The sequence below is a fragment of the Aquimarina mytili genome (assembly GCF_016735115.1).
Taxonomy (GTDB): domain Bacteria; phylum Bacteroidota; class Bacteroidia; order Flavobacteriales; family Flavobacteriaceae; genus Aquimarina; species Aquimarina mytili.
In genome coordinates this window covers 164,700-176,209 of sequence record NZ_JAERQJ010000001.1, presented here as the reverse complement: position 1 = coordinate 176,209, position 11,510 = coordinate 164,700, and the positions used below count along the sequence as shown (strand labels likewise).

General features: G+C 36.4%; 11 protein-coding genes. All 11 read left to right on the top strand.

All coding sequences use genetic code 11. The annotated features are described in order from the left end of the window. Window positions 1–18 precede the first annotated feature (18 nt). The 11 genes from JJQ60_RS00885 (at window position 19) to ccoG (ending at window position 11,427) form a co-directional block, all read left to right on the top strand. The gene (locus JJQ60_RS00885) at window positions 19–258 is read left to right on the top strand and encodes a hypothetical protein (protein WP_201916065.1); all 240 of its coding nucleotides are present in this window, start codon (window positions 19–21) and stop codon (window positions 256–258) included. 4 nt (window positions 259–262) lie between these two features. Next, window positions 263–2,590: a molybdopterin-dependent oxidoreductase gene (locus JJQ60_RS00880; protein ID WP_201916064.1), complete on the top strand. Its 2,328-nt coding sequence runs from the start codon at window positions 263–265 to the stop codon at window positions 2,588–2,590. A gap of 3 nt (window positions 2,591–2,593) precedes the next feature. Then, a complete protein-coding gene (locus tag JJQ60_RS00875; RefSeq protein WP_201916063.1) occupies window positions 2,594–3,295 on the top strand; it encodes a cytochrome C in 702 nt (233 codons plus the stop codon). Next, entirely contained in the window at window positions 3,288–3,911 is a 624-nt protein-coding gene (locus tag JJQ60_RS00870; protein WP_201916062.1) for a cytochrome c3 family protein, read from the top strand. The genes JJQ60_RS00875 and JJQ60_RS00870 overlap by 8 nt, the downstream gene beginning before the upstream one ends. 25 nt (window positions 3,912–3,936) lie before the next feature. Then, complete coding sequence (locus JJQ60_RS00865) at window positions 3,937–5,016, top strand: 4Fe-4S dicluster domain-containing protein (protein WP_201916061.1); 1,080 nt, start codon at window positions 3,937–3,939, stop codon at window positions 5,014–5,016. Between the two features lie 15 nt (window positions 5,017–5,031). Then, window positions 5,032–6,252 (top strand): sulfate reduction electron transfer complex DsrMKJOP subunit DsrP, encoded by a 1,221-nt coding sequence (dsrP, locus tag JJQ60_RS00860; RefSeq protein WP_201916060.1) that lies wholly within the window; start codon window positions 5,032–5,034, stop codon window positions 6,250–6,252. 157 nt (window positions 6,253–6,409) lie between these two features. After that, a complete protein-coding gene (ccoS, locus tag JJQ60_RS00855) occupies window positions 6,410–6,604 on the top strand; it encodes a cbb3-type cytochrome oxidase assembly protein CcoS (protein ID WP_201916059.1) in 195 nt (64 codons plus the stop codon). Window position 6,605: 1 nt separating this feature from the next. Further along, window positions 6,606–8,807: a cytochrome-c oxidase, cbb3-type subunit I gene (gene ccoN, locus JJQ60_RS00850; protein WP_201916058.1), complete on the top strand. Its 2,202-nt coding sequence runs from the start codon at window positions 6,606–6,608 to the stop codon at window positions 8,805–8,807. Window positions 8,808–8,818: 11 nt separating this feature from the next. Continuing rightward, complete coding sequence (locus JJQ60_RS00845) at window positions 8,819–9,007, top strand: CcoQ/FixQ family Cbb3-type cytochrome c oxidase assembly chaperone (RefSeq protein ID WP_201916057.1); 189 nt, start codon at window positions 8,819–8,821, stop codon at window positions 9,005–9,007. Next, window positions 9,004–9,981 carry a cbb3-type cytochrome c oxidase N-terminal domain-containing protein gene (locus tag JJQ60_RS00840; RefSeq protein WP_201916056.1) on the top strand — a complete coding sequence of 326 codons (978 nt, stop codon included), beginning with the start codon at window positions 9,004–9,006 and terminating at the stop codon, window positions 9,979–9,981. Before JJQ60_RS00845 ends, JJQ60_RS00840 begins: the two co-directional genes overlap by 4 nt. A gap of 24 nt (window positions 9,982–10,005) precedes the next feature. Continuing rightward, a complete protein-coding gene (gene ccoG / locus JJQ60_RS00835; protein ID WP_201916055.1) occupies window positions 10,006–11,427 on the top strand; it encodes a cytochrome c oxidase accessory protein CcoG in 1,422 nt (473 codons plus the stop codon). The last annotated feature ends 83 nt before the right edge of the window (window positions 11,428–11,510 follow it).

Sequence of the window (11,510 nt, the reverse complement as noted above, 5' to 3'; positions counted from 1 at the left end):
GAACCTTAAACCAAAAATATGCCTATCAAGAGCTATTTGGCCCACCCACATTCGGGCAAGAAAGAAGAACTTATTCAATCGCTATCGACTATAGAACAATGCGAAATTATGCCTGCCCAAAATAAAGATGTTCTCATTTTAATTACCGAAACCGAGGATAATGCAGAAGAAGCAATTCTAAAAGAAAAACTAGAGGCTATTGAAAGCTTAAAATTATTGGCTATGGTTTCTGGATTTAATACACCACAAAATAATTAATCATATGTATACCTCTCTAACCAATAGAAGAAAGTTTATCAAGAAAATGGCCATGTTATCTGCAATGACTGCAGCTGCAACCATGTTTCCAGGAATCTTATTTGCAGATGAACAAGAAAACGGCATTCCTGCTAATGCAAACTTAGATTGGAAAAAAGCTCCGTGTAGATTCTGTGGTGTAGGATGTGGTATTTTGGTAGGAACCGAAAATGGAAAAGCTGTTGCTGTAAAAGGAGATCCTAACAGTTCTGTAAATAAAGGATTACTTTGTGTAAAAGGATATCATCAAACCATGTGCATTCAATCAAAAGATAGACTAACTCATGCTCTGGTAAAGAAAAATGGTCAATATATTAAAACTCCGCTTAATGAGGCCTTAGATATTGTTGCCAACAAAATGAAAGAAACTATTAAGGAGCATGGTAGAGATGCTGTAGCTATGTATACCTCTGGCCAATCAACTATACCTGAAGGATATGTTGCATCAAAATTTATGAAAGGTGCTATTGGCACTAATAATCTAGACTGTAATGCTCGTCTATGTATGGCTAGTGCCGTGGCTGGATTTATGACTACTTTTGGTGCAGATGAGCCCATGGGGTGCTATGAGGATATAGATCATGCAGATTTTTTTATAACATGGGGTAATAATATGGCAGAAATGCATCCTGTATTATTCTCTAGAATGTTAGAACAAAAAAGTAAAAGAGGTGCTAAAATTATTGATTTTGCTACACGTACAACACGCTCTAGTACGGCTTCGGATAAATCTATATTATTCGAACCTCAAACTGACTTGGCAGTGGCTAATGCTATTTGTTATGAAATTATTAATAATGGATGGGTAAATACATCTTTTGTTGAAAAGCATTGTAACTTTAGTAAAGGGTTAACCAATATGGGATATGGTCTGGAAGATAATTACAAATTTAAGGACAAGCCAGAAAAAATAGACTTTGAAGCCTACAAAAAATTCTTAGAAGATTACACCCCAGAAAAGGTAGCAAAATACTCAAAAGTAAGCGTAAAGGATATAAAGTATCTGGCGGCTATATACGGAGATCCAAATAAAAAAGTAGTTTCCTACTGGTGTATGGGAATGAATCAACATACCCGAGGAACATGGATGAACAACTTAGTGTATAATATTCATCTACTTACAGGAAAAATTTCGCAACCTGGAAATGGGCCATTCTCATTAACAGGTCAACCCTCTGCATGTGGTACCGCAAGAGAAGTAGGTACTTTTACGCATAAGTTACCTAAAGGATTGGTTATAAATGAAAAGCATAGACGCTTGGCAGCAAAAATATGGAAAGTGCCGTATGAACGTATTCCTGCTAAACCAACATATCATGCTACAGAAATGTTTAGAGCTGTCGATCGCGGAGATATTAAATTTATTTGGACACAAGTAACAAATCCTCTAGTGTCATTACCTAAAACAAGTCGTTATCGTCCTGGTATGGAAAAAAAGAGCTGTTTTGTTGTTGTTTCGGATGTCTTTCCAACACCAACATCAGATGTTGCCGATGTAATTTTACCAGCATCATGGCACATAGAAAAAAGTGGATTATATGGAAACTCAGAAAGAAGAACACAACATTGGGATAAAATGGTAGAGGGGCCAGGAGAAACAACTCCAGACGCATGGATGACAATCGAAGTTGCAAAACGAATGGGTTATGGTGATTTATTCCCTTACAGTGAAGAAAATCATGTTGAAGAAATTTACAACGAATATAGACAATTCCATGAAGGAGCCAAACATGGGATGGCTCCATTAGAAGTATTAAAAAAAGAATCTGGAGTAATCTGGCCGTATGTAAATGGAAAATCCACTCAGTGGCGCTTCAATGCAAAATATGATCCCGCATGTTCTAATGGTGAGGATTTTCATTTTTATGGAAAACCTGATGGTAAGGCTGTAATTTGGCAACGACCCTACGAACCCGCTCCTGAAATCCCAGATGCAACATACCCTTTTTGGCTCAATACAGGAAGAGTTATCGAACATTGGCATACAGGTTCTATGACACGTAGAATTCCTGTGTTGCATAAGGCAATGCCAAGTGCTTATGTTGAGTTTCATCCCGAAGATGCAAAAGCATTGGGAATTAGAAATGGAGAAAATGTAAAAATAACTTCGCGAAGAGGGTCATGCACATTACCTGTATCCATAAATGAAAGAGGGTTGCCAACCAAGGGGCAAATTTTTGTCCCCTTCTTTGACGAAAACATGATGATTAATGATGTTACTCTAGACGCTTTTTGTCCAATTTCTAAAGAGCCGGACTATAAAAAATGTGCTGTCAAAGTCGAAAAAGTATAGGTTATGAAAAAGAGACTAGGTATTATATCATTATTTACACTTTTATTCATAACCTTTATAACGATCTGGAATTATAGTTATAAAAAAGGGTTAGAAGAAGCTTATATCCCAATTGAAACTACTGTTCCCTCTTCTGTGATTCCTTCAGAAAAAGGAGTATTTACACGATCAGAATTTGCTTTAGAATATCTTAATATGCCTGTCGATGAAGCTCATCAGCGAAGTTTAGAAACATATTATAATAATAGAGCATACCCAGGAGCACCACCAAGCATTCCTCACCCTTTACTTAAAGGCGAAAGAGGCATAGGTGGAAGTGCTTGTTTACAATGCCATCAAAATGGAGGATTTGTAGAACAATTTAATGCCTATACTCCCGTAACTCCACATCCCGAATTGATTAATTGTCGGCAATGTCACGTAGCTCAAAAAGTCGAAACACTTTTTACCAATGTAAATTTTGCAAAAGTGCATGCTCCCAAAGTAGGTATAAATAATGCTTTACCTGGTAGTCCGCCAATGATGCCACATGATATTCAAATGAGAGAGAACTGTTTGTCTTGTCATGCAGGCCCAGCAGCACCAAAAGAGATTCGAGTTACGCATCCAGAAAGGATAAACTGTCGTCAATGTCACGTACCTGATACTCGTGAGTATGTAGATGTGGAAATTTTTACAAGAACTAATCGCCACCAAAATGACTAAAAAAAATTATATATATATACTAGGCTGTACTTTCATTGTTACACTTTTTTCCTGTAAGCATGGCGAAGGTGAATATCATAGCATTAACGACAAAATAGAAGCCGAAAGTAAAAATTATCAGGGCACTTCAATCTCTTCAGAATCACTATTAGAAGATATTCATACTATAAAAATTACGGAAGGTGAACATACTTTTTTGATTCCCGAGCGTAAAAGTCAGATAACATCATATGCCTGTACAGAATGCCACACAAAGCCATTACATGAATTACAAAGTAATGATACTCTTAAAAAAGCACATTGGGATATTAAACTAGCACATGCAAATCTGAATACAATGAACTGTATTACCTGTCATAATGGAGAGAATATGGACAACCTAAAAAGTCTAACAGGAAATAAGATTGATTTTAACCGAAGCCATAAATTATGTAGTCAATGCCATAATAAGCAATTTGAAGATTGGAAAGGTGGAGCACACGGAAAAAAAGTTGCAGGATGGGCACCTCCCAGAGCTTCTATGACCTGTGTAAACTGTCATAATCCACATAAACCAGGTTTTGAAACTAAATGGCCAGCACAATATAATACCCAAAAATTAAAAGAAAGAGAATAATCAGATCATAAATAACACCAGTCATATGAGCAACAATAACAAAAAATGGTTTTCGCTAAACCTTGGCACTTCAAAAAAAGAATCTACGGGATCGTGTGGTTGTGGAAAATCTTCTGGTAGTTGTGGGTCTCATACTAATGCCATTGGGGAGGAACGCAAAAAGGATGGTTTTGATCAGGTTTTTGATGTAAAAATGGATCGACGAACTGCTTTCAGACAATTGACGGCGAGTTTAATGATTGGTGCCGGAGCCGTAAGCACTTCGTGTAGTGTAATTAGCGATGACAAAAGCAAAGAAAAAGCTCAAATTGATTGGGAAGAACAGTTCAAAGGCAATTACAAATTAATGACTGATGATGAAAAAAAAGCTACTGTAGATCGATTGGTTCGATCCTATCAATTACGTAAAGGAAAAAACATCACTATGTCCTCAAAAAATGCTGAAGAAAATGTGCTTTTTGGTTATGCTTTTAATATTTCAAAATGCCAGGGATATATGGATTGTGTTAGTGCATGTGTTGAAGAAAATAATCAAGATAGAAATTCCCAAATGCAATACATACGTATTCATGAGATGGAAGACGGAAAAGGCTTTAAATTTGATGAGGCTGATGACAATTATTATCATGAGGTCCCTGCCGAAGGGCATTTTTATATGGGTACACAGTGCTTTCATTGTGATAATCCACCATGTGTAGATGTATGTCCTGTTCAAGCCACCTGGCGCGAAGATGATGGATTAGTAGTTATTGATTATGACTGGTGTGTGGGTTGTAGATACTGCATGGCTGCTTGCCCGTATGATGGCCGTCGATTCAATTGGAGCACTCCAGAAGTTCCTGAAAATGAAATTAATAACAATCAACATTATCTAGGCAACCGTATGCGTAAAAAAGGAGTGATGGAAAAATGTACATTCTGTGTTCAACGCTCCAGAGCCGGTAAAAATCCAGCATGTGTGGAAGCTTGTCCTACTGGTGCCCGAATTTTTGGAAATTTACTAGACCCCAACAGTACTATTCGCTGGGTATTAGAAAACAAAAAGGTGTTTAGACTAAAAGAAGATCTGGGTACAGAACCAAAATTCTGGTACTTCATGGACTAATTAAAAAAACTCAAAATGAGAAGACTTAAAGTTTTTACAAGTTTAGTAAAGGATAGTTTAGATACTACGACACAAGGATCCAAAAAATATCATATCTGGATGGCATTTTTAACCTTTGTAATGCTCATAGGAATGTATTGCTATTCGATACAATTAGAGTTTGGTTTAAGCGTAACAGGGATGACAGATCGAGTAAGCTGGGGGTTATATATTTCTAATTTTACATTTTTGGTTGGTGTAGCAGCAGCTGCAGTAATGTTAGTAATGCCTACTTACGTATTAAAAGATATTGATTTTAAACAAGCTGTACTTATAGGCGAAGGATTAGCCGTTGCGGCATTAATCATGTGTCTGGCTTTTGTGGTTGCAGATATGGGAGGCCCTTCAGTATTATGGCATATGATACCTGGTATTGGAGTATTTAACTTCCCGAATTCTATGCTTACCTGGGATGTCATAGTACTAAATGGTTATCTATTTTTGAACATTTCTATTCCTTTTTATATTCTATTTAGACGTTACCAAGGAAAAACCCCAGACCCTAAAATATATGTTCCTGGAGCAATTCTTTCTGTTTTTTGGGCTGTAGCTATTCATTTAGTAACTGCATTTTTATATCAGGGATTGCAAGCCAGACCGTTTTGGAATAATGCTTTACTGGGACCTCGGTTCTTAGCATCTGCCTTTGCCGCTGGTCCAGCATTAATTATTTTGGTTTTGGCAGTTATCAGAACATTTACAACGTTTAAAATCGAAGATAAAACCATCAAAAAAATAGGGATGATCGTTACAGTTGCGGCCCAAATCAACTTAATAATGCTTGTATCAGAGTTATTCAAAGAGTTTTATGCACCCACTCATCATAGCGAAAGCGCGTATTATTTATTCTTTGGATTACACGGTAAAACGGCGTTATTGCCATGGATATGGACTGCGATTCCCCTAAATGTCTTGGCAACAATACTCCTTACCTTTGGTAAATTAAGAAACAATCTCAAGGTGCTTTATTTTTGTTGCTTTATCTTATTCATTGCCATTTGGATAGAGAAAGGGTTTGGTTTAATCGTTCCTGGCTTTATTCCCGGCCCTTATGGTAAAATTGCAGAATATACTCCCACGGGTATAGAAATAGGGGTCACTCTCGGCATTTGGGCTCTTGGTGCTTTCATATTTACAATTCTTGCAAAAACCGCAATCAAAATTGAAACCGGAAAACTACAGTTTAAAAACAAGTAGTTTTATAAAACACTTATTATCAAATAAATAACACAAGTCAATTCTAAGTTTAACTTAGAATTGACTTGTGTCTAATTGATATTCTGTATTAAAACCTGATAAAAGTCATTTTTTAGGAAAATGTTCACCTCTACTTTTGACATCTAATTAAATAAGTATGGGTGTAATTTATGTACTCTTAACGATTAGTATCATCGTTGCCATCATCTTTTTCATAGCATTTATACTATCTGTAAGAAATGGTCAATATGATGATACCTATACACCCTCTATACGTATGCTTTTTGACGATGAACTCGTAAAAGAAGGTAAAGAAAAATCTTCGGTACCCACTAAAAATAATCAATCATAATATGGAAATGGAACAATTCTATTACGATAACAAAATCGTAAAAAAATTCTTATACGCTACAATGCTTTGGGGTATTGTAGGAATGTCTGTTGGCCTTCTTCTGGCATTTATGTTTTTATTCCCCAATCTTACTGATGGTATTTCCTGGTTAAGTTTTGGTCGATTAAGACCATTACATACCAATGCTGTTATTTTTGCCTTTGTAGGGAATGCTATTTTTGCTGGGGTATATTATTCTACCCAACGTTTGTTAAAGACCCGAATGTTTAGTGATACACTAAGCTCTATAAATTTCTGGGTTTGGCAATTGATTATTGTAGGCGCTGCAATCACATTACCATTGGGGTATACAACCTCAAAAGAATATGCAGAATTAGAATGGCCATTTGATATTGCAATAGCAATCATATGGGTAGTTTTTGGATGGAACTTAATTGGTACAATACTTAAACGTAGACAGCGTCATTTATATGTAGCGATTTGGTTTTACCTTGCAACTTTTGTCACTGTAGCTGTTCTTCATATATTTAATAGTCTTGAGCTTCCTGTAAGTGCACTAAAAAGTTATTCGGTATATGCAGGAGTACAAGATGCTTTGGTGCAGTGGTGGTACGGTCATAATGCTGTAGCATTCTTCCTTACTACTCCATTTTTGGGATTGATGTACTATTTCATTCCGAAAGCGGCTAATAGGCCCATATATTCGTACCGATTATCTATAGTACATTTTTGGTCTCTTATTTTTATATATATATGGGCAGGACCGCATCATTTACTTTATTCGTCATTACCTGATTGGGCTCAAAACCTTGGTGTAGCATTTTCGATTATGTTGATCGCTCCATCATGGGGAGGTATGATTAATGGGTTATTAACATTACGAGGAGCCTGGGATAAAGTACGTACAGATCCTGTATTAAAATTTATGGTTGTTGCCATCACCGGATATGGTATGGCTACTTTTGAAGGCCCCATGTTATCCCTAAAAAATGTAAACGCCATTGCGCACTTTAGCGATTGGATTATTGCCCATGTACATGTAGGAGCTTTAGCCTGGAACGGATTTTTAACTTTCGGGATGGTATATTGGTTAGTTCCTAAACTAACAAAGACAAAATTATGGTCTACAGGGCTCGCCAATGTACATTTCTGGATTGGAACCTTAGGTATTATTATGTATGCCTTACCTATGTATGTTGCTGGTTTTGTTCAGGCCTCTATGTGGAAACAGTTTAATCCAGATGGAAGCTTGGTATATGGTAACTTCTTAGAAACAGTAACCGAGATTATTCCGATGTACTGGATGCGCGCTATTGGAGGAAGTTTATATATCCTTGGAACTTTTGTAATGCTTTATAATATTATCAAAACAATACGAAGTGGAAGTTCGGTTACAGACGAATTGGCTGAAGCTGCAGCACTTCAAAAAGTAACAAAATTACGTACAGCGAAAGAAGGATATCATACCTGGTTAGAAAGAAGACCAGTTAAACTTACTATATACGCTACTATTGCTATTCTTATTGGCGGAGCGGTACAGATCATACCCACATTAATGGTTGATTCTAATATTCCAACTATTACAAGTGTCAAACCGTATACACCATTAGAATTAGAAGGTAGAGATCTATACATAAGAGAGAGTTGTGTGTCTTGTCATTCGCAAATGATACGACCTTTCCGAAGCGAAGTGGAACGATATGGAGAATACTCTAAAGCAGGAGAATATGTATATGATCATCCTTTCCTATGGGGAAGTAAAAGAACAGGACCAGATCTAATGCGAATTGGAGGTAAATATTCTGACAACTGGCATCTGAATCACTTTTACGATCCACAAAGTACCTCATCTGGATCCATCATGCCAAGCTATAAATGGTTGATACAAAATAAACTTGATCGATCTCTAACCGAAACCAAAATGGAGGCAATGGTTTCTTTGGGAGTACCTTATACACCCGAAGAAATTGCAAAAGCACAGCAATGGATGGATGAACAAGCTACAACTATCGAAAAAAACCTATACAGTGATCCTGATTTTGCAAAAACGTATGAAGCAGATAAAAAATATGCAAAAGAAAATGGGCTGGATTTTATAGAGATGCGTGATCGCGAAGTCATAGCTTTAATAGCCTATATCCAAAGATTAGGAACCGATATTAAGGTCAAAAATGAAAATGAAGAAACAATAAGTTCAAATTAAAGAATAAAGCCATGCTAAAATTTGTAAAAGGCCATATGGAAAGTATCGATGGAGTGGAGATTTATCCTATGATATCCTTACTCATATTTTTCATCTTCTTTGCCGCATTGTTCTGGTGGGTATTCACTGCTAAAAAAGAGCATATTAAAGAAGTAAGCAACATTCCATTAGAAACCACCGAAAACGAAACTATACTATGAGAAGTACTGCATCGTATATAAGAATCATTGCATTTCTATTGATAACCTATGTTTTAATAGAAATAACAGTAGAATCAGGAGATCAATCTGCATTTATAGCCCAGCCACTATGTTGGTTAGGCTTAGGGATGGCATTGCTGTTCGTTGTTGCAGCCGAAATCTGTTTAGCTGCTTTTAGAAATGTTCTGTTTATGTCTTTAAAGCCTGAAGCACAAGAACGATACCTGCTGGCAGAAAAAGTGAGAAAAGAGAAACAATTTAGATGGATTAAAGATGTATATCTAAAACTTCTCGATAGTAAACCTCTAGAACAAGAAGATGAAATCATTTTGGACCACAATTACGACGGAATTAAAGAGTTAGACAACAACCTACCACCATGGTGGGTATATGGGTTTTATGCTACAATAATTTTTGGTGTAATTTATATGATCCGTTTTCATGTTTTTGATGATTACACGCAAGCAGAAGAATATGAAACCGAAGTGGCCGAAGCCAAAATCGCTATCGAAGAATATAAAAAGAACGCCAAAGATTTGGTAGATGTCAATACGGTAACCTTATTAACCGAAACATCAGATATTAATGCCGGAAAAGCAATTTTTGCAACCAATTGTGTCGCTTGTCATAAAGCCGATGGAGGTGGTGGTATTGGTCCCAATCTTACCGATGAATATTGGATTTTGGGAGGAGGAATCAAAAATGTGTTCCGAACTATTTCTGAAGGAGGAAGAGATGGAAAAGGAATGGTTGCTTGGAAACAAACTTTAAAACCTGCCGAAATGGCTCAGGTAGCTAGTTATGTCATCACTTTAGTCGGCACTACTCCTGCAGAACCTAAAGAAGCACAAGGGGAAATATGGATTGATCCTGATGCGTCAAAAGAAGAGACTCCGAAAGAAGAAATTCAAGAAACAATTTCTGATTCAACAGTAGTAGCATTATTGCAAAACGCTCTACAGGAAGGCCGATAATTCTATAATTCTAAACAAAACCCATTGGAAACACCAACAAACGAAAAATTTAGAGATTCGATTGCTACGGTTAACGAAGAAGGAAAACGTGCCTGGGTGTATCCCAAAAAGCCAAGTGGTAGGTTTTATCAATATCGAAAATGGGTGAGTTATGCATTGTTACTATTCTTATTCTCGGCTCCTTTTATAAAAATTGACGGTAACCAATTCCTACTTTTTAATGTTTTAGAACGTCGATTTAATATTTTTGGAGCTCCTTTCTGGCCTCAAGATTTTCATCTATTTGTGATTTCAATGGTTATTGGAGTCATATTTGTTACACTTTTTACCGTAGCCTTCGGAAGAATTTTTTGTGGATGGATTTGCCCGCAAACCATATTTATGGAAATGGTTTTTCGAAGAATCGAATACTGGATCGAAGGGGATCGCGGTAAACAAATACGTTTGGATAAGCAACCCTGGAATTCTGAAAAAATAAGAAAACGAGTAACGAAATGGTTCATATTTTTTATCATTTCTTTTCTTATAGCAAATATATTCTTGGCGTACTTAATTGGTAGTGATCGATTACTTCAATATGTTATCGACGGACCTCTAGTCCACGTAAGTACTTTGATTTCATTACTCATTTTTACGGCTGTATTCTATTTTGTATTTGCCTGGTTTAGAGAGCAGGTTTGTATTATTGCATGCCCTTATGGCCGATTGCAAGGAGTGCTCCTCGATTCAAAATCTATTGTGGTTGCCTATGATTATAAACGAGGAGAGAAAGAAGTTGGAAGAGCTAAGTTTAAAAAAAATGAAGATCGCCCTTCTACCGGGAAAGGTGATTGTATAGATTGTTTTCAATGTGTGCATGTCTGCCCTACCGGAATTGATATTCGTAACGGAACTCAACTAGAATGTGTAAACTGTACCGCATGCATCGATGCATGTGATCATATGATGGAAAGTGTAAATCTACCAAAGGGATTGATACGATACGCAAGTGAAGAAAATATTGCTAAAAAAGCAAAATTCAAATTTACACCCAGATTAAAAGGGTATAGTGCTGTACTAATTATTCTTACGGGTGTTTTCTTAGGAATGTCGTTATTAAGAAATGATGTTGAAGCTAATATCTTACGATTACCTGGACAACTGTATGAACGAAAAGATAATAATATGATCAGCAATGTATATACTTATAAACTCGTAAATAAAACTACTTCACAAATTGAAGATGTTCATTTTAAATTATTATCTCACAAAGGAACGATCGAATTAGTAACGCATAAAAACTTCGCGGTTCCCAAACAAGGATTGGCTGAAGGTACCTTATTTATAGAAGTAAATGCTTCTGCTTTAAGTGGAGATAAGGACAAAGTAAAAATAGGTGTGTATAGTAGTAACAAACTTATAGAAACTACAACCGCCACCTTTTTAGGACCTAGAAGCTATAGATAATATTTAAATCGTATACGAATCCATGAGCGGAAAGAAGAATTGAAAAACATCCACCTCTCTCTTACTCCAAAACTCATGATCCA

What these genes read in the sequence shown, in the direction of transcription:
- JJQ60_RS00845 (WP_201916057.1), top strand. Translation starts at nt 8,819, where the DNA reads ATGCTAAAATTTGTAAAAGGCCATATGGAAAGTATCGATGGAGTGGAG.
- ccoN (WP_201916058.1), top strand. Translation starts at nt 6,606, where the DNA reads ATGGAAATGGAACAATTCTATTACGATAACAAAATCGTAAAAAAATTC.
- JJQ60_RS00885 (WP_201916065.1), top strand. Translation starts at nt 19, where the DNA reads ATGCCTATCAAGAGCTATTTGGCCCACCCACATTCGGGCAAGAAAGAA.
- dsrP (WP_201916060.1), top strand. Translation starts at nt 5,032, where the DNA reads ATGAGAAGACTTAAAGTTTTTACAAGTTTAGTAAAGGATAGTTTAGAT.
- JJQ60_RS00840 (WP_201916056.1), top strand. Translation starts at nt 9,004, where the DNA reads ATGAGAAGTACTGCATCGTATATAAGAATCATTGCATTTCTATTGATA.
- JJQ60_RS00865 (WP_201916061.1), top strand. Translation starts at nt 3,937, where the DNA reads ATGAGCAACAATAACAAAAAATGGTTTTCGCTAAACCTTGGCACTTCA.
- JJQ60_RS00875 (WP_201916063.1), top strand. Translation starts at nt 2,594, where the DNA reads ATGAAAAAGAGACTAGGTATTATATCATTATTTACACTTTTATTCATA.
- ccoS (WP_201916059.1), top strand. Translation starts at nt 6,410, where the DNA reads ATGGGTGTAATTTATGTACTCTTAACGATTAGTATCATCGTTGCCATC.
- JJQ60_RS00880 (WP_201916064.1), top strand. Translation starts at nt 263, where the DNA reads ATGTATACCTCTCTAACCAATAGAAGAAAGTTTATCAAGAAAATGGCC.
- JJQ60_RS00870 (WP_201916062.1), top strand. Translation starts at nt 3,288, where the DNA reads ATGACTAAAAAAAATTATATATATATACTAGGCTGTACTTTCATTGTT.